Source organism: Streptomyces coacervatus, from assembly GCF_029223485.1.
Classification (GTDB): Bacteria; Actinomycetota; Actinomycetes; order Streptomycetales; family Streptomycetaceae; genus Streptomyces; species Streptomyces coacervatus.
This window is the reverse complement of the sequence record NZ_JARHTP010000022.1, coordinates 1-20,550: the sequence shown is the minus strand read 5'-3', so window position 1 is coordinate 20,550 and position 20,550 is coordinate 1. Positions and strand designations below refer to the sequence as shown.

Here is a 20,550-nt window from a genome sequence, read left to right as displayed (position 1 = left end):
CTCTACTTGTCGGCGACGTGGATCCCCCGCAGTGCCCTTGCCGCCAGCACCGCCGCCCCTGCCAGCAGTACCGCCCCGGCTATCGCCGCGCCCTGCATCCCGCTCGTGAACGCCTCCCGTGCCGTCGTCGCCAGGGCGTCTCCCGTGCGCCCCGGGAGTTGAGCGGCGACCGCGAGCGCGCCGCCGAGCGTTTCGTGCGCCGCGTCCGGGGCCGATGCCGGGATCTCGTGGCGGTAGAGCGCCGTACCGATCGAGCCGAGGACCGCCATGCCCAGCGCGCCGCCGAACTCCGCACCGGTCTCCATCAGGGAGGACGCCGAGCCCGCCCGTTCCACGGGGGCGCTGCTCATCGCGAGGTCGGTGATCTGGGAGATGACCATGACGATGCCGGAGGCGAGGACGCCGCACGCGGTCAGGACCAGCCAGAGGGAGTCGGTGTCGGCCAGGGCCAGTAGCGCGTAGCCGGCCGCGCCGATCGCGAAGCCCGCGGTGACGACGTAGGCGCGGTTCACGCCCCTCTGGACCAGCACGGTCGCCATCGGGGCCGCCATGCCGATCGGCACCGAGGGGAGCAGCGCCCACAGGGCCGCTTCCATCGCGCTCTTGTCGAGCACCGACTGCAGGTACTGCGTGGTGAAGAACGCCGAGCCCAGCATGGCGAAGGAAGCGATCAGGTTGAGGACGACCGACGGGGCGAAGCCGGCGCCGCGGAACAGGGCCGGGGAGATCATCGGGTTCGTGGCCGTGCGCTGACGGTGGACGAAGAGGGCCGCGAAGAGCAGGCCGACGGTGATCGAGACGACGTACTGCGCGTGCCAGCCCTCGGACGGGATCTCCTTCAGGCCGTAGACGACCGGGAGCACCGCAGCCATCGAGAGCGGGACGCTCGGCCAGTCGAAGCGGCCGGGGGCCGGGTCGCGCGACTCGGGCAGCAGGAACGGGCCGAGGACCAGCAGTAGAGCCATCGCGGGCAGGTTGACCAGGAACACCGAGCCCCACCAGAAGTACTGGACGAGGACACCGCTCATCACCGAGCCGAGCGCGATGCCGGCCGTCATCACGCCGGACCACATGCCGATCGCCTTCGCGCGCTGGCCCGGGTCGGTGAACATCGTGCGGATCAGCGCCATCGTCGAGGGCATCAGGGTCGCGCCGCCGATGCCGAGGACCGCGCGGGCCGCGATCAGCGTTTCGGCGCTGTTCGCGTAGGCCGCGGTGAGTGACGCGACGCCGAAGGCCGCAGCGCCGATCAGGAGCAGCTTGCGGCGGCCTATGCGATCGCCCAGCGAGCCCATCGTCATGAGCAGGCCGGCCAGGACGAAGGCGTAGATGTCGAAGATCCACAGCTGCTGTGTGCCGCTCGGCTGAAGGTCCGCGCTGATGGCCGGGATCGCGAAGTAGAGGACCGAGACGTCCATCGAGACCAGCAGCAGCGGGAGCATCAGCACGCCCAGTGCGGTCCATTCGCGGCGGCCGGCGAGAGCGCCGCCGGTCGGGGTTGTGGTGGTGCTCGTCGAGTTCGTCATGCGGAGGAATGTACGCGCGTCTTAAACGTTTGTCTAGGACGCTTGTATAGGACGCTCGTATGGGACGGTTGTATGGATCCGGGGGTACGGTGGTGGCATGGGACACCGCGAGGATCTGCTCGAAGGCGCAAAGCGCTGCCTGCTGGAGAAGGGGTTCCTGCGTACGACCGCGCGGGACATCGTCAAGGAGTCGGGGACCAACCTCGCCTCGATCGGTTATCACTACGGGTCGAAGGACGCGCTGCTGGTGCAGGCGTACGTCTCGCTCATCGAGGGCGTGGGCGACGACTTCGACCCGGGGTGGGGTGCGGGCGGTGAGGCGACGGCGCCTCCTGGTTCGCTGGAGCGCTTCCAGGAGGTGTGGGCGAGCATCATCGGTTCGCTGCCCGAGACGCGGGCGATCTGGATGCTGAGCTTCGAGCTCATTCACCAGGGCGACCGGCTCCCGGAGGTGCGCAAGCTGCTCGCCGAGGCGCAGGCGCAGGGCCGCTCGGGGATCGTACCGATGTTCAACGGCGTCCCGGAGGACCAGCTCGACAAGGAGACCGTCGACACGGAGGGCCGTTTCTACCAGACCCTCCTCAACGGCCTCATGGTCCAGTGGCTCTTCGACCCGGAAACGGCGACCGGTGCGGCCCAGCTCACGGAGGGGCTGCGCCGCGTGATCGCGGGCGTCAAGGACGGCTGACCCGCCCGTCCCGCATCTCCACCACCCGGTCCGCGAAGTGCCGTACCACCGCCCGGTCGTGGCAGATGAACAGGTAGCCGAGGCCGAGCTCGTCCTGGAGGTCGGCCAGCAGGTTCAGGACGCCGGCCCGGATGGACGGGTCCAGGGCGGACACCGGTTCGTCCAGGACCAGCAGGCGCGGGTCGGAGGCCAACGCCCTGGCAATTCCCGCACGTTGGCACTCTCCGCCGGAGAGTTCGTGCGGGCGGCGGTTTCCGTACGACGGGTCCAGGCCGACCCGGTCGAGGAGTTCGGCGACGCGGGCCGGGCCGTCGGTGGCGGTCCAGCGGCCCTGGACCTTCAGGGGTTCCGCGACCGCGTCGCGGATGCGGTGGCGGGGGCTGAGGGAGCCGTACGGGTCCTGGAAGACCGGCTGCATGCGCGGGCGAAGGGGGCGGAGTTCGCGTTCGGAGAGGGTCGTCAACTCCCGGCCCTCGAAGTGGACTTCGCCCGCGTCCGGGCGGCGCAGCTGGAGGACCGTCAGCGCGGTGGACGACTTGCCGCAGCCGGACGGGCCGTTCAGGGCGAGGGTCTCTCCGGGGGCGAGGGAGAAGGACACGTGGTCCACGGCGGTCACCGTGCCGTAGCGGACGACCAGGTTGCGGGCGTCGAGCAGCGGGGCGCTCACGCTTCCTCCCGGTGGTGGCAGGCGATCAGGCGGCCGTCCAGCTCTCGCGGCTCCGGCTCCTCGTGGCGGCAGCGGCCGGTCGCGAGCGTGCAGCGCGGGGCGAAGGCGCAGCCAGGCGGAAGTCCGTCCGGGGTCGGGGGTGTACCGGGGAGAGTCGGGAGGCGGCGGCCGGGCGTCGCGTTCTGCGGGAGCGACGCCAGCAGGCCTGCCGTGTACGGGGCGAGGGGGCGGGTCAACACCCGTTCCGCGGGGCCGAGTTCGGTCAGCCGTCCGGCGTACATGACCAGTGCGCGGTCCGCGTGACGTCGTACGGCGTCGAGGTCGTGCGTGACCAGGAGCAGTGCCGCGCCGACGGCCTCGCGCTGTTCGGCGAGGACCTTCAGTACCTGGTCGCGGCGTTCCTCGTCCAGTGCGGTGGTCGGCTCGTCGGCGACCAGGACGTCCGGTTCGTTGATCGTCGCCATGGCGATGACCGCCCGTTGCCGCATACCGCCGGAGTACTCGTGCGGGTAGGCGCGTGCCTTGCGTACGGCGTCCGGGATGCCGACGCGTTCGAGTGCGGCGACGGCCCGGGCCCGCGCCTCCTTGCGGGGGACGCGGCTCACCGACCGTACGGCGGCGGCGAGTTGGTCGCCGACGGGGTGGACGGGGGAGAGGGCGGACAGGGCGTCCTGGGGGACGAGGGCGATACGGCGGCCGCGCGCGGCGGCGAGGTCGGTCGTGCCCTGCAGCTCGATGCTCCCGCTCCTCGTCGCGCCCCGCGGCAGCATCCCCAGCAGCGCCCGCGCGGTGAGGGACTTGCCGGCACCCGACTCGCCGACGATCGCCAGGACTTCACCGGGGTGGACGTCGAAGGACAGGCCGCGTACGGCCTCGGTGCCGTCGGCGAAGGCGATCCGCAGATCGCGGACGGACAGCAGGGCTTCAGGCGGCAATGGGGCCTCCCGTGCGGCTTCAGGCTTCAACGGGGGTCTCCTTCACGGCTTTCCGGCCTTGCGCGTACGCCGCTCCCGACACCGCCAGTCCCGCCAGCAGGGCCAGCGCCACCGCCGGGGCGAGGGCGGCCCACGGGGCTCGTTCCACGTAGGCGCGGGACTCGTCGAGCAGCAGGCCCCACTCGGGGGCGGGTGGCTGGGCGCCCAGGCCGAGGAAGCCGAGCGAGGCGAGCGCGAGGGCGATGCCGGGCAGGCGGAGGAGAGCGTGCCGGGCGACGGGCGCGGCGACGGACGGCAGGACGTGCCGGGTGAGGATCCACAACGGGCTTGCGCCGATGGCCCGTTGAGCGGTCAGGAAGGCGGACGCACGTACCTCCTGCACCAGGGCCGCCGCGTGTGCGGCCAGCGGCGGCCAGGAGATCAGGGCGACCGCAAGGGCCGCGCCGCCGGTGCCGGGCCCGGCGGCCGCCGCGACCAGGATGCCGACGATCACCGGGGGCAGCGCGTTGGCGATGTCGGCCGCGCCCGCCGCGACACCGGGCAGAAAGCCCAGCGCCAGGGCGAGCAGCAGGCTCAGCAGGCATACGACGGCTGCCGTGCCGACGGTCGGGGCTGCCCCGTGCCCGAGCCGGGCCAGGACGTCCCGGCCGAGGGCGTCCGTGCCGAGGGGGTGCGACCAGGAGGAGGCGGCCAGCCGGTCCGCCGTGTGTACGGCGTACGGATCGCGCAGCAGGCCCCCGCCGATGGCCACGGCGAGTGCTGTGAACAGAGTCAACGGGATCGCCGGGTGTGTACGGACCGGACGAGCCGGCGGCAGGTTGAGCGAGGCGTCACGCAGCGCCGGTCCCAGCAGCCGGCGCCGTGTGAACGCCGCCGCCGCGCCCGTGAGCAGGCCGAGCAGCAGCAGCGCGAGCACCGCACCCTGCAACAGCGGCAGATCCTGCGACTTGGCCGCGCCCAGCGCCGTACGCCCGATCCCGGGCACGGCGAACACCGTCTCGACCGCGACCGCACCCCCGGTCAGGCCGACGGCGACCATCCCGAACTGCGGTACCAGCGGCGGCAGTACGCGCCGAAGGGCGGCCGCCGAGACCCGGGTCCTGCTCACTCCGGCACCCCGCCACAACTCCACCCACCGCTCGTCCAGCACCGCAGGCAGTGCGTCCGCGACCAGCCGGCCGAGCAGCCCGCCCGCCGGGATGCCCAGGGCGAGGGCGGGCAGCACCAGGTACTCGGGCCCCTGCCAGCCGGACGTCGGCAGCCATCCGAGCCACACCCCGCAGACCAGCAGCGCCACCGTGGCCAGCAGGAATTCGGGAACGGCGGCGAGCATCGCGGCCCATGCCCCGGCCGAAGCCCGCGCCCGTACCAGTACGGGCGCCACCAGCGCGCACGCCAGCAGCACCGCCACCCCGAATGCCGCGCCCATCAGCGCCAGTGACACCTGAAGCCCGGCGACGACGGACGGCAGGACATCGGTGCCCGACACCCAGGAGGTGCCGAGGTCGCCGTGCAGCAGGTCGTCGGCCCAACTCCCCAGCAGGGAAAGGGGACCCGCGTCCAGGCCGAGGTCACGGCGGATCGCGTCCAGGGCCTCCCTGGTGGGTTCCTGCTCGGCGGAGCGGGCGCGCAGGACCGTGAGTGCGGGGTCCTTGCCGGAGAGCCAGGGGAGGAGCCCCACCGCGGCCAGGACGGAGACGAGACAGAGGGTGCGGGTCACCCCGGCGGCGGTCGGCAGTCGCCTTGCGCGGGGCAACTCCCTTGTGCGGGGCCTCATTTGACGTACGTGTCCGCCGTGACCAGTTCCCGCTCGCGCGGGTCGTGGGCGGCGCCGGTGACCCCGGCCGCGTCACCCTGGATCACGCGCTCGTGGAGCATCGGCACGGCGGCGTCGGTCGTGAGCACGGCGGCCTCGGCCGCGACGACCGCCTTGCGCCGGGCCGTACCGGTTCCGGTCGCACCGGCCTTCTTTAGTGCCCTGTCCACGGCCGGGTCCGCCAGCTGGGAGATGTTGAAGGAGCCGTCGGAGGCGAAGTCGCTGTACAGGTACGCGGCCGGGTCGCCCGAGTCGAGGACCGTGGCCCGGGAGAGGATGAACGCGTCGAACGCGCCCGCCAGCGCGTCGGATTCGATGTTCGCGTACTCGCGGACCTCCAGTTTCACCTTGAACCCGGCCTTCTGGAGCTGCTGTTGCAGTGCGGCGGCGACCTCGGGGAGTTCGGTGCGGTCGGTGAAGGTGCCGATGGTGATCGTCTCGCCGGAGGGTCTGGTGGCCTTGGTGCGGGTCACCGGCCTGCGCAGTCCGGCCGCCCACGGCAGCGCGGGGCCGAGCAGTCCCTCGGCGACGTCTGCGCGGCCCTCGTACACACCGTTCACGATCGACTCGGCGTCGACGGCCTCGCGGGCTGCGGCCCGCAGGGAGGCGTCCTTGAAGGGGCCTTTCGCCGTGTTGAGGTACAGCGTGTTCGTGCGCGGCATCGGGACCTCGGTGATCAGGTCCTGATCGAGCAGTGCGGCCTGCGAGACGGGCACCGCCTCGACGATGTCGGCCTCACCGCTGCGGAGCGCGGCCGCGCGGGCGGTGCCGTCGGGCACGAACCTCACGTCGATTCCGGGGGACTTGGCCCTGCCGCCCCAGTAGGCGTCGTAACGGTCGAGGGTGGCGGCGGAGGTGCCGTCGACGGACACGAGCTCGAAGGGGCCGGTGCCCGCGCCGACCGGGTTCACCGTCTTCCCGCGGTACGCCTTCGCCGCCAGGATCGACAGCTGCGGTGAGCTGAGCCGCTGGGGGACGAGCGGGTCCTCGTCGGCGGTGGTGACGGTGACGGTGTCCCCGTGCGCCTCGGCGGCTCTCAGGTCGACGCCGTCGAGGATGCGGGGCTTGGGGGAGGCGGTCGCGGCCCTGGTGAGGGAGCGGACGACGGCCTCGGCGTCGAGCTTCGTGCCGTCATGGAAGGTGACGCCGCCTCGTATGTCGAAGGTCCAAGTGCGGCCCGACTGCCGCCACTTGGTGGCGAGAGCGGGCCGGGCGTCACCGTCCTCGTCGAGCTTCACCAGGGTCTCGGCGGTCGACCAGCGGGACAGCTTGAACGCGTCGTCGGACAGGGGGGAGAGGCCCGAGCGAGGGGGCTGCATCATCGCGAGGCGGATGCGGCTGCCGTCACCGTCCCCCTCGGCGGAGGTCCCTGAGAAGCAGCCGGTGAGCAGGGTGGACGCCACAGCGGCTGAGAGCAGGTGACGGGTGGGCAGGCGCACGGGACCCTCCAGGTAAAGGGGTGGTCAGGGGGAGTGTGCCGACCATAGCATGATGACAATCGTTTTCATTAGGCGCTGTGGTGGTGATCACGACGGTGGCGATCACGCAGGGCCGGTGCCAACGCGCCCAGCATCAGGACCGACGTCGCGGCGAACGCCCAGGCGTAGCCGGCCAGTCCCGCAAGGACGCCGAAGGCTGCGGCGCCGACGCCCATTCCGCCGTCGTAGGCGAGGTTCCACAGTGCGCTGACCGTGCCGTAGGAGGAGGCGGAGACCCGGGCGTACATCAGGGTCAGCGTGGCGTTCTGCGCGATGCCGAAGCCGGCTCCGAACAGGGCGGTGCCCGTGACGACGGCGACCGCGCTGCCGGTTGCGGCGACGACCAGCACGCCCGCCGCCGACAGGAGCAGGCCGGGCAGGACGAGCCGGGCGCTGCCGTGCCGGTCGCCGTGGCGGCCCGCCGCCCAGCGGGACACGGTCGCGGCGGCGGGCTGCACGAACAGGGCCACGGTGACCACCGAGGCGGATGCCGAAGGGACGGCCAGCGGGAGGAAGGTCACCAGGATTCCGGCGGCCGTCGCGGTGGTGGCGAACACGACGACCGGCCGCAGCAGGGCGCCCGTGCGCAGCCCGCGCAGCACGCCCACCGACTCGTTCGACTCCCCGGACGGCGCCGGACGGTCCGGCAGCCCGAGCACCGAGACGATCGCGGCCAGCGCCGCCGCGCCCCCGGTCACGGCGACCGGGCCGTACCCCACCCGCCCCACCAGCCACAGCCCCAGCGGCAGGCCGATCAGCGACGGCACTCCCGACACCACGCCCACCACCGCCAGGCCCTCGCCCCGGCGCTCGGCCGGGATCAGTGACGCGGTCAGGGCGCCGCCCGCGACGATCGTGAACGCGAAGCCCAGACCGCGCGCCAGGCACACCGCCACGATCCACGCCGTACTGCCGGAGGCCGTCAGCACCAGGGCCGGGGCGCCGAGCAGGAACAGTCCGGCCATCAGGGGCGCCCGGTATCCGTGGCGGGCGACGAGCCGGGGCGTGATCAGCTCGCCGAGGACCGTGGCGAGCATCAGGGAGCCGGTGGCGAGGCCTGCCGCACCTCCGCCGCCCGTTTCGGCGGCGTGGGCGGGCACCACCGACAGCAGCAGGAAGAAGCTGATGCTCGCGCCGATCAGGCTCACGAAGCGCAGCAGCAGGGGCCGGGTCAGAAGCGGCGGGCGCACGGTGATCGTCTGCGGAGGGCAGTCGGCCGAAGGCTTCGTAGTCGTCATACCGTCGACGCTACGGACCGACCGGCCCTCCGCTAAGCTCCAATTCCATGCCTGTGCAGTGGGCCGGTTTGTCACCCGAGCTGCTCCTGACCGTCGACCGGGACAGCGGGGACCGGCTCTGTGCCCAGTTGGAGCGGCAGCTGCGGGACGCGATCCGCTCGGGTCGGCTGCAGGCCGGCGAGCGCCTCCCGTCCTCCCGTGAACTCGCCCGCGCCCTAGGCCTGTCCCGCGGCCTCGTCCAGGACTGCTACGGCCAGCTCCAGGCCGAGGGCTACCTCGTCACCCGCGTCGGCTCGGCCACCCGGGTCGCGGCCTGCGCACAGGTGGCGCCGGTCCCCGCGACAGCCCCGCCCGACGCCCGCCCCCGGCTGATCGCCGACTTCCGGCACGGCGTCCCGGACCTGGCCTCCTTCCCGCTCGCCGACTGGCTGTGGGCGACCAGGGAGGCGGCTCGCACCATGCCGACCGCGGAGTTCGACTATGGGGATCCGCGCGGCAGTTCGGCCCTGCGCGAGGTGGTGGCCGGGTATCTGCGGCGAGTGCGCGGCGCCGCCGCCGACCCCGCCCGCACCGTCGTCTGCTCCGGCTACGCCCAGGGCCTGAGCCTCGCCCTGCGCGCCCTGGCCCGCCGCGGGGTGCGCGTCGTGGCCTACGAGGACCCCGGCGGACCGGCCACCGCGAGGGCTGCCGCCGACGCGGCGGGCCTCACGGCCGTACCGGTTCCGGTCGACGAAGACGGCCTCGACGTACGGGCGTTGGACGCCACCGGCGCCCGCGCGGTGATCGTCACCCCGGCCCACCAGTGGCCGACGGGCGTCGTGCTGACGCCTGCCCGCCGCCACACGCTGGTCGAGTGGGCGGCACGCCGGGACGCGTACGTGATCGAGGACGACTACGACGCCGAGTTCCGCTACGACCGCGAGCCGGTGGGCGCACTCCAGGGGCTGGCCGCGGACCGGGTGATCTCCATCGGCACCGTCAGCAAATCCCTCGCGCCCGCCCTGCGCCTGGGCTGGCTGCTGTGCCCGCCCGCGCTCGTCGACGCGATCACCGACCTCAAACGCATCGCCGACCGCGGCTCACCCTCCCTCGACCAGCTCGCCCTCGCCCGGCTGATCGAGTCCGGCCGCTACGACCGTCATCTGCGCCGCATGCGCACGACCTACGCGACCCGCCGCACGGCCCTGGTCGAGGCCCTCGCCCGACACGCCCCGGCGGTACGGCTGTCGGGGCTCGCCGCGGGGTTCCATGCGGTGGCGCATCTGCCGGAGGGCGTGGGGGAGCGGGTGGTCGTGGCAGAGGCGCGCAGTCGTGGGGTGGGCCTGTACGGCATGAGCGCGTGCAGGGCTTCGGGGGATGAGGCCCCCGCTCTACTCATCTTGGGGTTCGGTGATGTTCCGGAGCGGGCGATTGTGGCGGGGGTGGCGGCGGTCGGGGATGTTCTCGGCGGCCGTGCGTGAGTGCTCGGTTGTTTGTTGGCTGCGGCGTCGTCGTGGCTGGTCGCGCAGTTCCCCGCGCCCCTTCGGGGCGCTGGCTACAGCCTTGCCCCCTTCAGTGCCATGTGCAGCAGCAGGCGGTCCTCGCCGTCGTCCAGGTCCAGTCCCGTGAGGTGCTCGACGCGGGAGAGGCGGTAGTAGAGGGTCTGGCGGTGGATGCCCAGCTCCGCTGCCGTGCGGCCCGCCTGGCCCGCGCAGTCCAGGTAGACCTCGGCCGTGCGGGCCAGTTCGCGGTGGGCGGAGGACAACAGGGCGTGTACGACGGGGTCTTGGGCGACCTCCCGGGGCAGCGAGGTCAGCAGGCGGAACGGGCCGATGTGTGCCCACTCCGCGACCGGGCCGAGCCGGGGTTCGGCCAGCGCCGCCCGCGCCGCCGCGGACGCCTCCCGCCAGGCGACCCCCAGCTCGGCGAGCCCGGCCCGCGCCGAGGCGATCCCGCCGGCGGCCGAGGCCCCCGCCCGCTCCAGCAGCCGCCCCGCCGCCGAGGTCGCCGGTGTCAGCACGTCCGCCGAGCGCAGCCGGACCAGCAGTGCCAGGGACTGGGATGTCGCACCCCACGGCACCGTGCACAACGCCGTCGCGCCCGGCACCGTACGCACCGATGGGGCGTCCTCGGGGTCGGCGGAGGGCCAGGGGGCCACGCAGACCACCGTGTGGAGGCCGTCCGCGCGGGCGCCGAGGGCCGTGCGCAGTTCCGCCACCGCCATGTCCCGCTGCCAGTCCCGCTCGGCAACCAGCACGGCCCGCAGTTCCCTGCTCAGATCGGCCCCGTGCTGGGCCTCGTCCGCGAGCAGCGCGCCGATGCGGACCGTCACGTCCATCGCCGCGGTCAGCTGCCGCTCGGTCGGGCCAGGATCGGAGTCCAGCAGCCACACATAACCAAGGACGACCCCCCGATGGCGTACCGGCAGGCAGATGCGCCCCCGGTACACGCCCGCCTCGGGCGTCGGCGGGATACGGACCGGGCCCGTCGCCCGGGTGATGCCGAAGCCCTCGAACCAGGTACGGACCGTGCGCGTCGAGCGTCGGGTCAGGATCGAGCGGGTGCGCACCGGGTCCAGTGCCGTCGTGTCGAGGTCGCCCTCGCTGTCGTACGCACCGAAGGCGATCAGCTCGAAGTCGCGGTTCTCCAGGGTCGCGGGGGCGCCGAGGAGCTCCGAGATCTCGTCGACCAGTTCCTGGTAGTCACCTCTGAGTTCCGGTGTCACTCGGGCATTCTCCCGCATAACCCCGAACCCTTCATACATCTGTCTGAGATCTGCGGCACGGATGCGTGACAGCTGTCGATGGCTGAGGATCGGAGGGATCCTTAGGTTTCACGGTGGTTCTATCTGCTGGTTTGTGGAGGTGCCCCGTGCTGGGTCCCGTGATTCTTGCCGCGTCGCGCAGCGACCGGATGCGACGCCTGATCTCGGCGGCCCCGGTGACCAAGCAGGTCGTCGACCGCTTCATCCCGGGTGAGACCGTCGACGACATCGTGCCGATCATCAAGGACCTCACCGGCCGTGGTCTGGAGCTGACGATGGATGTCGTCGGCGAGGACATCACCACCCCTGAGCAGGCCTCCGCCGCCCGTGACGCCTACCTGGCGCTGATCGACCGGCTGCGCGACCTGGGGCTCGGCGAGCGCGTAGAGATGTCCGTCAAGCTGTCGATGTTCGGGCAGGCGCTGGACGGCGGTCATGAGCTGGCCCTCGCGAACGTCCGGCCCGTCGTCGAAGCCGCGGCCGCCATCGGTACGACGGTCACGCTCGACGCCGAGGACCACACCACCCTCGACTCGATGTTCACCATCCACGAGGAGCTGCGGAAGGACTTCCCGCAGACCGGCTGCGTCATCCAGGCCTACCTCTTCCGCACCGAGGCCGACGCCCGCCGCCTCGCCGCGGCCGGCAGCCGGGTGCGGCTGGTGAAGGGCGCGTACAAGGAGCCCGCCGAGGTCGCGTACCAGCAGAAGCAGGAGATCGACAAGGCGTACGTCCGGGTCCTGAGGACTCTCATGGAGGGCGAGGGATACCCGATGATCGGGTCCCACGACCCGCGCCTCATCTCCATCGCGCAGGAGCTCGCCCGCAAGGCCGGCCGCAAACTCGACGAGTACGAGTTCCAGATGCTCTACGGGATCAGGAGCGACGAGCACCTGCGGCTGGCCGCCGAGGGCCACCGCATGCGCGTCTACACCGCCTACGGCACCGACTGGTACGGCTACTTCATGCGAAGGCTCGCTGAGAAGCCTGCCAACCTGCGCTTCTTCGTCCGCTCGATGCTCAGCAAGGGCTGAACCCGAACACCCGCTCAAGTTCAAGGAGTTACGGATCTCATGGACGCTGTGACCCAGGTCCCCACCCCCGTCAACGAGCCGGTGCACGGCTACGCCCCCGGCTCGCCCGAGCGCGCCCGTCTCGAAGCCAAGCTGAAGGAGCTGGCCGAGAACCCGGTCGACCTGCCGATGACCATCGGCGGCGAGAAGCGGATGGGCGGCGGCGAGCGGTTCGACGTCGTGCAGCCGCACAACCACAAGGCCCGCATCGGCACCTACGCCAACGCCACCCAGCAGGACGCCCAGGACGCCGTCGACGCGGCTCTCGCAGCCGCGCCCGCCTGGCGCGCGATGGCCTTCGACGACCGCGCCGCGATCATCCTGCGCGCGGCCGAACTGCTGTCCGGCCCGTGGCGCGAGACCCTTGCGGCGTCCACCATGCTCGGCCAGTCGAAGACCGCCCAGCAGGCCGAGATCGACTGTCCCTGCGAGCTCATCGACTTCTGGCGCTTCAACGTCGCCTACGCCCGCCAGATCCTGGCCGAGCAGCCCCCGGCCAACTCCCCGGGCGTCTGGAACCGCCTGGACCACCGCCCGCTGGAGGGCTTCGTCTACGCGATCACCCCGTTCAACTTCAGCGCGATTGCGGGCAATCTGCCCACCGCTCCCGCGCTCATGGGCAATGTGGTGGTGTGGAAGCCGTCGCCGACCCAGACCCACGCGGCCGTACTGCTGATGCAGCTCCTGGAGGAGGCCGGGCTCCCCAAGGGCGTCATCAACCTCGTCACCGGTGACGGCATCGAGGTGTCGAAGGTGGCCCTGGAGCACCGCGACCTCGCCGGCATCCACTTCACCGGCTCGACCAAGACCTTCCAGTACCTGTGGAAGACGGTCGGCAGCAACATCGAGAAGTACCGCTCCTACCCGCGCCTGGTCGGCGAGACCGGCGGCAAGGACTTCCTGGTCGCGCACCCGAGCGCGGACCGCGCGGTGCTCAAGACCGCCCTGACCCGCGGTGCCTTCGAGTACCAGGGCCAGAAGTGCAGCGCGACCTCCCGGGCCTACATCCCGGCGTCCATCTGGAACTCCGGTTTCAAGGAGGAGTTCGCGACCGAGGTCGACTACCTGACGATGGGTGACGTCACGGACCTCTCCAACTTCATCGGCGCCGTGATCGACGACCGCTCCTTCGCCAAGAACAAGGCCGCGATCGACCGCGCCAAGCAGGACCCGGCGTGCACGATCGTCGCGGGCGGCTCCTACGACGACTCGGTCGGCTACTTCGTCCGCCCGACCGTCGTCGAGTGCAGCGACCCGGCCAACGAGGTGTTCCGCACCGAGTACTTCGGCCCGTTCCTCGCCGTGCACGTCTACGAGGACGACAAGTACGAGGAGATGCTGACCCAGATGGAGTCGGTGTCCGACTACGCGCTGACCGGCTCGGTCGTCTCCAACGACCGTGCGGCGGCGGCTTACACGATGGAGAAGCTCCGCTACGCGGCCGGCAACTTCTACATCAACGACAAGTCGACCGGCGCCGTCGTCGGCCAGCAGCCCTTCGGCGGCGGCCGCGCCTCCGGCACCAACGACAAGGCCGGCGCCCCGCAGAACCTGCAGCGCTGGACCCTGACCCGCGCCATCAAGGAGACGCTGGTCCCGCCGACCGACTACATGTACCCGCACATGGGCTGACCCGGCATCGGGGCACACTGCCCCCATGACCGTGATGAAGGAGAACGAGACCCCGACCGTGGTGGCCGACGACGGCGTACGTCTGTGGGCCGCACGGTCGGGGGAGGGCGATCCCTTGGTGCTGTGCCACGGCGGGCCGGGCCTGTGGGACATGTTCGCGGACGTGGCGGAGCTGCTGGCCGATCTGACCCCCGTCGTGCGCTGGGACCAGCGCGGCTGCGGGCGTTCGGAGCGGTCCGTCGCCGGGCCATGGACGAGTGACCGCTTCGTCGCCGATCTCGACGCCGTACGACGGCACTTCGGGCTGGAGCGGATACGGCTGCTCGGCCACTCCTGGGGTGCGCAGCTGGCGTTGAGCTATGCGCTGGCGCACCCGGAGCGGGTGAGCGGGCTGGTGTACGTGGCCGGCACGGGCATCGGCCCCGACGCCGACTGGCACCCGGACTACCAGGCGGGCCTCCTCGCCCGGCTCGGCGAGCATCCCGAACACCTCGCGCGCTGGCGGGAGTTGAAGAACCGGCCGACGCGCTCCGAGGACGAGGACCGGGAGATGTCGGTCCTCCAGTGGTCGGCCGAGTTCCAGGACCGCGAGCGCGCCCTGGAGCACGCGGGGCGGATGGCCGACCCCTGGTTCGGCGTCAACCACGAGAGCAACAAGGCCCTCAACCAGGAACGCGGGCTCAACTGGGGCACGCCCGAGCTCCACGACGCCTGCCGCTCCCTCGACCTGCCCGTACTGATCGTCGACGGAGCCCACGACATCCGCCCGCGCTCCGCCGTGGACTCCCTGGAACGGGCCCTGCCCCGCGTCCGCCGGGTGATCCTGCCCGACGCGGGGCACATGGTGTGGACGGACGACCCGAAGGGCTTCCGGGAGGCGGTCGCGTCGGCGCCGGCCTAGCTGGGCATTTCCGTCCGCTCCCACCACTCGTACACCGGGAGGCTGCCCTCCGGGGTGTCCGCCTGGCGCGAGGTGGCCCTGAAGTGCTCGTAGCCGTTGCGGATCTCGATCTTGACGTCGGATCCGGGCGACGGGACCGGGACGATCCGCTGGGGCAGATCCCGGGGGCCGCCCTCCAGGAGTGCCTTGGCGTTGTCGTTCATGACCTCACCCTCCCTCTTCACTGTCAGTCCGACAGGACGAGTACGAGCTTGCCCTTCGCATGTCCAGACTCGCCCAGCTCGTGTGCCTTGGCCACCTCTGCGAACGGGAGAGCCGCCGCCACGTGGATGCGGATGCGGTCGCTCGCCAGGAGGGCGGCGATCTTGGCGAGGCGTTCGCCCGAGGGTTTTGCCTGGACGACCGCGAAGCGCATCCCGCGGGCCTCCACCTCCTCCGGGGACAGGCCCAGGTCGCCGGGGATCGCGGCGACGAGGAGGCCGTTCGGGCGGAGGGTGCCCAGGGTGCGGGGGCCGTAGTCGCCGCCTATCAGGTCGAGGGCCACGTCGATGTCGTGCACGGCGTCGGTGAAGTCGGTGGTCGTGTAGTCGATCAGTTCGTCGGCGCCGAGGTCGTGCAGGAAGGCGTGGTTGGCGGTGCGGGCGGTGCCGATGACGTATGCGCCCTCCGCCTTGGCCAGCTGCACCGCCGCGTGCCCGACACCGCCGGCCGCCGCATGGATCAACACCCGGGTTCCCGGGCCGACTTGGGCGATGTCGATCAGGGCCTGCCAGGCGGTGAGTGTGGCCGTCGGGGCGGCGGCCGCGTGGATGTGGTCGAGGGTGGCGGGTTTCGGGGCGAAGTGGGCGGCGGGGGCGGTGACGTGGGTGGCGTATCCGCCGGCCTCGATCCCGGCGAAGGCCTCGTCGCCGGGGCGGAGTCCGGTGACCGAGTCGCCGACGGCCTCCACGACGCCGGACACGTCCTGTCCCAGCGTGAAAGGCGGCTCCCCGTACAGCGGGGCCGTGCCCGAACGCGCCAGCAGGTCCACTACGTTGACGCCGGCCGCGTGCACACGGAGCAGGACCTCGCCCGGGGCGGGGACGGGGCGCGACCGCTCCTCGATCTCCAGGACCTCGGGCCCGCCGAACCGGTGCTGGGTCATCACCAGAGTGCGGGAACGTTCCGTGGTCATCGGGTCTCCCTCCCGAGTCCGGTCTCCCCATCGTGCTCCCCCGGTCGGCCGCTGTCAGCAGACACCGGCCCGAACGGAGAAAGCGCAGCTCAGCGCGGTGTGACCCAATGCACCGTCTCAGATAGTAGGAAGTCCGAGTAATTGTGGAGACAGACCGGGCCCGCTCCCTTACTTTTGTAGGAGCCGAACGTCTCGCTCGACCAAGCGAATGGCGGTCGTGAGCGCGCCCCGTGCAGGCAACCCCTGCGGCACCGCTCCCCGCCCCATCCGGCGTCTCGTAACCCCGTCCGCACTCCCGGATTTCGAAGGAGTCGATTTCCCATGGCCGAGACGACCGCACGCCGCCGAGTCCGTCACATCTCCCGTACGAGCGAGTCCGACCGCAAGAACGCTGCAGCCGCCCTCCAGCGCGCCCTCGACCGCAGGGACAACGGCGGTTCGACCGGCCACTGAGCCGGGAACCACACATAAGCCGGGAGCCGCGCCCGCACGAGGTGCGGCGCGGACTCACGCCCCGCGCCGCACCTCGAAGTGATCGATGCGCTTGCCGCTGTCCGTGAGCGCCGACACCTTCAGGACGGGCTTCGCACCGCTCTCCGCCTCCACCGAGAGGAGGGAGAAGCCCCGGTAGCGCACCCGCGACCACTCCACGGTCTCCGCCTCGGACGCCTTCGACTTCGTCCACTGGAAGGTGTCGACGGAGTCGTGGTGGGTGACGTGTCCCTCGTAGCTCTCCTTCACGCCCGCCGGGAAGCCGTACAGATCCCGGCCGCCGCCGCCCGCCGTGACGTACACGATCCCGTCCTTCGTCGGGTCCGTCGACGCCCCGATGGGTACGGACCTGCCGACCTCGCCGCTCCTGATGGCGTCGGTCCGCTCGTAGACGTGGTTGTGGCCGTTGATCACCAGGTCCACCTGGTGCTCGGCGAACAGCGGCAGCCACTCCGCCCGCACTCCGCCGTCGGAGGCGTGCGCGGAGGTCGAGTAGGCGCAGTGGTGGAAGAAGACGACGACGAAGTCGACGTCCTTCGCGGCCCGCAGTTCGCCCAGCTTCTTGTCCAGCCACTTCGTCTGCCTGCCGCCGCTGTGGCCGAAGTTGGCGGGGATCTCGTACGACACATCGTTGGCGTCCAGCGCCACGAAGCCGACGTTGCCGTACGTGAACGCGTACACCCCCGGCGCCGTGCGCGAATCGAAGCCGCTGTCCGGCAGGGACCAGCGGGCCAGCTGGCCGCCGTAACCCTCCGGCGAATACCAGGCCTCCATGTCGTGGTTGCCGGTCGTCACCATCCACGGCACCGAACTCGCCACCGACTCGTTCTGCTTGAGGAACAGGTCCCAGAAGGCGGGGTCGTAGCCGTCCGACTTCTCGCCGCGGCCGTTGGTGTCCGCGTAGCAGATGTCGCCCGCATGGAGATGGAAGGCGGGCTTCTGGCGCAGGATCACGTGGTCGTTGGCGGCCGCGGCCTGGCTGACGCCCTGGTCGCCGAAGGCCGTGAACACGAACTTCTCGCGGGTTGCGGGCGCCGTGCGGAAGGTGCCGATGGTGGAGCGATGGGCGGGGGCGGCCGGGTCGAAGCCCTCGTGGCCGACGCCGTAGTAGTACGTCGTGCCGGGGTGCAGACCGTCCAGGGCCGCGTGCAGGTAGTACTGCTCCAGCGCCGAACGCACGCCCGTCACGCCCGGCGTGTGCAGGTCGCGGACCTCGGCCTCGATCTTCCGGCTCAGGTCGTCGGGGGTCAGGCCGATGCGGACGTACGGCTTGCGCACCGCGAACGGCACCTGCCAGGAGATCCGCATCTGCGTCTTCGGGTCGGCGCCGAAGGCGAGATGGCGGCCGAACGGGGAGACGACGGAGCCGTGGACCTTCGAGGTCGCGGGCGCCGTGGTCGCCGTGCCCTGTGCCCCCGAGCCGCTGCCTCCGCAGCCGGTCAGCAGCCCGCCGGCCGCCACCGCGCCCGCCGTCACCAGCGTGCGGCGCCGGACGAGCTTGGTGCGCAGGTACTCGTGCTGCTCGGCCATGCTCATCCGGTGCGCGAGCTGCGGCGGAATGCCGAAGTCGGGTATGTCCATACGGGGGACATTCCCAGCGAATCCCAACGCCCGCCATACGTACGGGTGAATGGAGGGCGTCGGGATGACAGCGCCGCCCGATCGGGTGTCCGTATGACGGACGGCCTGTGTCATCCCATGGGACGGGGAGTAGGGTGCCGACATGTCTCGCAGCATCAATCTCGCAGTGATTCCCGGTGACGGCATCGGCCAGGAGGTCGTGGCCGAAGGTCTGAAGGTCCTCTCCGCCGTCCTTCCGCAGGATGTGAAGCTGGAGACCAAGGAGTACGACTTCGGCGCCAGGCGCTACCACGACACCGGTGAGACCCTCACCGACGCCGACCTGGACGCGCTGAAGCAGCACGACGCCATTCTGCTGGGCGCCATCGGCGACCCGTCGGTCCCGTCCGGCGTGCTGGAGCGCGGTTTCCTGCTCAAGCTCCGCTTCGCCTTCGACCACCACGTCAACCTGCGTCCGTCGAAGCTCCTTCCGGGCGTCGTCACCCCGCTGGCCGGTGAGCCGAGCATCGACTTCGTCGTGGTCCGCGAGGGCACCGAGGGCCCGTACACCGGCAACGGCGGCACCATCCGCAAGGGCACCGAGCACGAGGTCGCCACCGAGGTCTCCGTGAACACCGCCTTCGGTGTGGAGCGGGTCGTCCGTGACGCCTTCGCCCGTGCGCAGGCCCGCCCGCGCAAGAAGCTCGCGCTGATCCACAAGAACAACGTGCTGACCTTCGCGGGTCACCTGTGGACCAACATCTTCAACAAGGTGGCCGCGGAGTTCCCCGAGGTCACCACCGAGTACATGCACGTGGACGCGGCGACCATCTACCTGGTCACGCAGCCCGAGCGCTTCGATGTGATCGTCACCGACAACCTCTTCGGCGACATCATCACCGACCTGGCCGCGGCCGTCTCCGGCGGTATCGGCGTCGCCGCGAGCGGGAACATCAACCCGTCCGGTGAGTTTCCCTCGATGTTCGAGCCCGTGCACGGCTCGGCGCCCGACATCGCGGGCCAGGGCAAGGCAGACCCCTCCGCCACGGTCCTGTCCGTCGCGCTGCTCCTGCGTCACCTCGGCTACGAGGCCGAGGCCGCGCGCATCGACGAGGCGGTCTCCGCCGACCTCGCGGAGCGCAACGGCAGGCCCGCCCGCAGCACGTCGGAGATCGGCGACGCGCTGGCCGTACGAGTAGCCGGCTGACCCGCCGCGACTCTCGAACACCTTCGAAGCCGCCGGGTCACTCGCACCCGGCGGCTTTCGCATGTCCCCCGCCGGGTGCCACCATCAACCCCTGGGCCGCATTTCACGCCGTTTCGTCCACGGACCCCCGCTTGCGATAATCGAACGCGGAGCCGCGGATTGAGGGAATGCTCGGACGTCCTAGCACTGGCCACTGGCAGTGCGGGCGTGAGCGCGGCCCGTCACACACAACCGGTGAAGGACAACCACTCATGACGACGCCCACGATCGAGCTCAAGCCCTCGGCCTCGCCACTCTCCGACGCGGAGCGTGAGGCGATCCTGGCCAACCCCGGGTTCGGCCGCCACTTCACCGACCACATGGTGACGATCAAGTGGACCGAGGGCCGGGGCTGGCACGACGGCCAGCTCGTCCCGTACGGCCCGCTCTCCCTCGACCCGGCGAACATGACCCTGCACTACGCGCAGGAGATCTTCGAGGGCCTCAAGGCCTACCGCCGGCCCGACGGCACGGTCGCCACCTTCCGCCCCGAGATGAACGCCCGCCGCTTCCAGCGCTCCGCGCACCGTCTCGGCATGCCCGAGCTGCCGGTCGAGACGTTCATCGAGGCCTGCGACGTCCTCGTCCAGCAGGACAAGGCATGGGTGCCCGCGCACGGCGGCGAGGAGTCCCTCTACCTCCGCCCGTTCATGATCGCGACCGAGGTCGGCCTGGGCGTGAAGCCCGCCAACGAGTACCTCTTCCTCGTCATCGCTTCTCCCGCCGGTGCGTACTTCCCCGGCGGGGTCAAGCCCGTCTCCATCTGGCTCTCCGAGGACCGCGTCCGCGCCGTCCCCGGCGGCATGGGCGACGCCAAGACCGGCGGAAACTACGCGGCCTCTCTCCTCGCCCAGGCCGAGGCCGCCGCCAAGGGCTGCGACCAGGTCTGCTACCTCGACGCGGTCGAGCACAAGTGGGTCGAGGAACTCGGCGGCATGAACCTGTACTTCGTGTACGGCGACAAGATCGTCACCCCGTCCCTGACGGGCTCCATCCTGGAGGGCGTGACGCGTGACTCGCTGCTGACGGTCGCCCGCGATCTCGGCTACGAGTCGCAGGAGGGCCGTATCTCCATCGACCAGTGGCAGCGCGACGCCGAGAACGGCACCCTCACCGAGGTGTTCGCCTGCGGCACCGCGGCGGTCATCACCCCCGTCGGCACGGTCAAGCGCGAGAGCGCCGAGTGGCAGCAGGCGGGCGGGGAGCCGGGCGAGGTCACGCTCCGGCTCCGTGAGGCGCTGCTGGATATTCAGCGCGGGACGGCGGAGGATCGGCACGGTTGGATGCACCCTCTCGCCTGAGGGGTGGACGTACTGGGGGGCGCCCTACTGGGGGGCTGCGCCCCCCAGGCCCCCCGCTTCGGCCTGAACGGCCTCGGGGG

At 71.3% G+C, this 20,550-nt stretch carries 18 protein-coding genes; 8 read left to right on the top strand and 10 right to left on the bottom strand.

Annotation, left to right across the window (positions count from 1 at the left end):
* Window positions 1-2: 2 nt before the first annotated feature.
* Window positions 3-1,526, bottom strand: a complete 1,524-nt coding sequence (locus tag P2Q00_RS40770) for an MFS transporter (protein ID WP_275779614.1) — start codon at window positions 1,524-1,526, stop codon at window positions 3-5.
* A 97-nt stretch (window positions 1,527-1,623) separates the two neighbouring features.
* Between P2Q00_RS40770 and P2Q00_RS40765 the strand changes: the two genes are divergently transcribed.
* Window positions 1,624-2,214 carry a TetR/AcrR family transcriptional regulator gene (locus P2Q00_RS40765; RefSeq protein WP_275779612.1) on the top strand — a complete coding sequence of 197 codons (591 nt, stop codon included), beginning with the start codon at window positions 1,624-1,626 and terminating at the stop codon, window positions 2,212-2,214.
* Here the strand turns inward: P2Q00_RS40765 and P2Q00_RS40760 are convergent.
* From P2Q00_RS40760 to P2Q00_RS40740, 5 genes are all read right to left on the bottom strand, one after another.
* Window positions 2,201-2,881: an ATP-binding cassette domain-containing protein gene (locus tag P2Q00_RS40760; protein ID WP_275779610.1), complete on the bottom strand. Its 681-nt coding sequence runs from the start codon at window positions 2,879-2,881 to the stop codon at window positions 2,201-2,203. The genes P2Q00_RS40765 and P2Q00_RS40760 overlap by 14 nt on opposite strands.
* Window positions 2,878-3,846 (bottom strand): ABC transporter ATP-binding protein, encoded by a 969-nt coding sequence (locus P2Q00_RS40755; RefSeq protein WP_275779609.1) that lies wholly within the window; start codon window positions 3,844-3,846, stop codon window positions 2,878-2,880. The genes P2Q00_RS40760 and P2Q00_RS40755 overlap by 4 nt, the downstream gene beginning before the upstream one ends.
* Window positions 3,836-5,593 (bottom strand): ABC transporter permease subunit, encoded by a 1,758-nt coding sequence (locus P2Q00_RS40750; protein ID WP_275779608.1) that lies wholly within the window; start codon window positions 5,591-5,593, stop codon window positions 3,836-3,838. The genes P2Q00_RS40755 and P2Q00_RS40750 overlap by 11 nt, the downstream gene beginning before the upstream one ends.
* A complete protein-coding gene (locus tag P2Q00_RS40745) occupies window positions 5,590-7,071 on the bottom strand; it encodes an ABC transporter substrate-binding protein (RefSeq protein WP_275779607.1) in 1,482 nt (493 codons plus the stop codon). Before P2Q00_RS40745 ends, P2Q00_RS40750 begins: the two co-directional genes overlap by 4 nt.
* Before the next feature lie 68 nt (window positions 7,072-7,139).
* Entirely contained in the window at window positions 7,140-8,348 is a 1,209-nt protein-coding gene (locus P2Q00_RS40740) for an MFS transporter (protein ID WP_275779605.1), read from the bottom strand.
* Between the two features lie 47 nt (window positions 8,349-8,395).
* Between P2Q00_RS40740 and pdxR the strand changes: the two genes are divergently transcribed.
* Window positions 8,396-9,808, top strand: coding sequence for a MocR-like pyridoxine biosynthesis transcription factor PdxR (pdxR, locus tag P2Q00_RS40735; protein WP_275779604.1), 1,413 nt, complete (start codon window positions 8,396-8,398; stop codon window positions 9,806-9,808).
* Between the two features lie 74 nt (window positions 9,809-9,882).
* Here the strand turns inward: pdxR and P2Q00_RS40730 are convergent, their stop codons facing one another.
* Window positions 9,883-11,070 carry a PucR family transcriptional regulator gene (locus tag P2Q00_RS40730; protein WP_275779603.1) on the bottom strand — a complete coding sequence of 396 codons (1,188 nt, stop codon included), beginning with the start codon at window positions 11,068-11,070 and terminating at the stop codon, window positions 9,883-9,885.
* Between the two features lie 128 nt (window positions 11,071-11,198).
* On the opposite strand from P2Q00_RS40730, the gene P2Q00_RS40725 reads away from it, so the two are divergent.
* Genes P2Q00_RS40725 through P2Q00_RS40715 form a run of 3 tightly spaced genes read left to right on the top strand, consistent with a single transcriptional unit; the run spans window position 11,199 to window position 14,697 of the window.
* Window positions 11,199-12,125 carry a proline dehydrogenase family protein gene (locus P2Q00_RS40725; RefSeq protein ID WP_275779601.1) on the top strand — a complete coding sequence of 309 codons (927 nt, stop codon included), beginning with the start codon at window positions 11,199-11,201 and terminating at the stop codon, window positions 12,123-12,125.
* A 39-nt stretch (window positions 12,126-12,164) separates the two neighbouring features.
* Window positions 12,165-13,796 (top strand): L-glutamate gamma-semialdehyde dehydrogenase, encoded by a 1,632-nt coding sequence (pruA, locus tag P2Q00_RS40720; protein ID WP_275779600.1) that lies wholly within the window; start codon window positions 12,165-12,167, stop codon window positions 13,794-13,796.
* Between the two features lie 25 nt (window positions 13,797-13,821).
* Window positions 13,822-14,697, top strand: a complete 876-nt coding sequence (locus tag P2Q00_RS40715) for an alpha/beta fold hydrolase (protein ID WP_275779598.1) — start codon at window positions 13,822-13,824, stop codon at window positions 14,695-14,697.
* On the opposite strand, the gene P2Q00_RS40710 is transcribed toward P2Q00_RS40715, so the two are convergent.
* Together P2Q00_RS40710 and P2Q00_RS40705 are read right to left on the bottom strand one after the other, a co-directional pair.
* A complete protein-coding gene (locus P2Q00_RS40710) occupies window positions 14,694-14,900 on the bottom strand; it encodes a DUF5988 family protein (RefSeq protein WP_275779596.1) in 207 nt (68 codons plus the stop codon). The two genes, P2Q00_RS40715 and P2Q00_RS40710, sit on opposite strands and share 4 nt — an antisense overlap.
* 23 nt (window positions 14,901-14,923) lie before the next feature.
* Entirely contained in the window at window positions 14,924-15,871 is a 948-nt protein-coding gene (locus tag P2Q00_RS40705; protein ID WP_275779595.1) for an NADP-dependent oxidoreductase, read from the bottom strand.
* A 321-nt stretch (window positions 15,872-16,192) separates the two neighbouring features.
* Here P2Q00_RS40705 and P2Q00_RS40700 point away from each other — a divergent pair, with 321 nt between their 5' ends.
* On the top strand, window positions 16,193-16,324 hold the full coding sequence (locus tag P2Q00_RS40700) for a hypothetical protein (RefSeq protein ID WP_107056436.1): 132 nt from the start codon (window positions 16,193-16,195) through the stop codon (window positions 16,322-16,324).
* A 54-nt stretch (window positions 16,325-16,378) separates the two neighbouring features.
* Here the strand turns inward: P2Q00_RS40700 and P2Q00_RS40695 are convergent, their stop codons facing one another.
* Window positions 16,379-17,944 (bottom strand): purple acid phosphatase family protein, encoded by a 1,566-nt coding sequence (locus tag P2Q00_RS40695; RefSeq protein ID WP_275779594.1) that lies wholly within the window; start codon window positions 17,942-17,944, stop codon window positions 16,379-16,381.
* 142 nt (window positions 17,945-18,086) lie between these two features.
* Between P2Q00_RS40695 and P2Q00_RS40690 the strand changes: the two genes are divergently transcribed.
* Together P2Q00_RS40690 and P2Q00_RS40685 are read left to right on the top strand one after the other, a co-directional pair.
* Complete coding sequence (locus tag P2Q00_RS40690; protein ID WP_275779593.1) at window positions 18,087-19,130, top strand: 3-isopropylmalate dehydrogenase; 1,044 nt, start codon at window positions 18,087-18,089, stop codon at window positions 19,128-19,130.
* 251 nt (window positions 19,131-19,381) lie between these two features.
* Window positions 19,382-20,470: a branched-chain amino acid aminotransferase gene (locus tag P2Q00_RS40685; protein WP_275779592.1), complete on the top strand. Its 1,089-nt coding sequence runs from the start codon at window positions 19,382-19,384 to the stop codon at window positions 20,468-20,470.
* Window positions 20,471-20,550 lie beyond the last annotated feature (80 nt).

What these genes read in the sequence shown, in the direction of transcription:
- P2Q00_RS40770 (WP_275779614.1), bottom strand. Translation starts at nt 1,526, where the DNA reads ATGACGAACTCGACGAGCACCACCACAACCCCGACCGGCGGCGCTCTC.
- P2Q00_RS40765 (WP_275779612.1), top strand. Translation starts at nt 1,624, where the DNA reads ATGGGACACCGCGAGGATCTGCTCGAAGGCGCAAAGCGCTGCCTGCTG.
- P2Q00_RS40750 (WP_275779608.1), bottom strand. Translation starts at nt 5,593, where the DNA reads ATGAGGCCCCGCACAAGGGAGTTGCCCCGCGCAAGGCGACTGCCGACC.
- P2Q00_RS40740 (WP_275779605.1), bottom strand. Translation starts at nt 8,348, where the DNA reads ATGACGACTACGAAGCCTTCGGCCGACTGCCCTCCGCAGACGATCACC.
- pdxR (WP_275779604.1), top strand. Translation starts at nt 8,396, where the DNA reads ATGCCTGTGCAGTGGGCCGGTTTGTCACCCGAGCTGCTCCTGACCGTC.
- P2Q00_RS40730 (WP_275779603.1), bottom strand. Translation starts at nt 11,070, where the DNA reads ATGCGGGAGAATGCCCGAGTGACACCGGAACTCAGAGGTGACTACCAG.
- pruA (WP_275779600.1), top strand. Translation starts at nt 12,165, where the DNA reads ATGGACGCTGTGACCCAGGTCCCCACCCCCGTCAACGAGCCGGTGCAC.
- P2Q00_RS40715 (WP_275779598.1), top strand. Translation starts at nt 13,822, where the DNA reads ATGACCGTGATGAAGGAGAACGAGACCCCGACCGTGGTGGCCGACGAC.
- P2Q00_RS40710 (WP_275779596.1), bottom strand. Translation starts at nt 14,900, where the DNA reads ATGAACGACAACGCCAAGGCACTCCTGGAGGGCGGCCCCCGGGATCTG.
- P2Q00_RS40705 (WP_275779595.1), bottom strand. Translation starts at nt 15,871, where the DNA reads ATGACCACGGAACGTTCCCGCACTCTGGTGATGACCCAGCACCGGTTC.
- P2Q00_RS40700 (WP_107056436.1), top strand. Translation starts at nt 16,193, where the DNA reads ATGGCCGAGACGACCGCACGCCGCCGAGTCCGTCACATCTCCCGTACG.
- P2Q00_RS40695 (WP_275779594.1), bottom strand. Translation starts at nt 17,944, where the DNA reads ATGGACATACCCGACTTCGGCATTCCGCCGCAGCTCGCGCACCGGATG.
- P2Q00_RS40690 (WP_275779593.1), top strand. Translation starts at nt 18,087, where the DNA reads ATGTCTCGCAGCATCAATCTCGCAGTGATTCCCGGTGACGGCATCGGC.
- P2Q00_RS40685 (WP_275779592.1), top strand. Translation starts at nt 19,382, where the DNA reads ATGACGACGCCCACGATCGAGCTCAAGCCCTCGGCCTCGCCACTCTCC.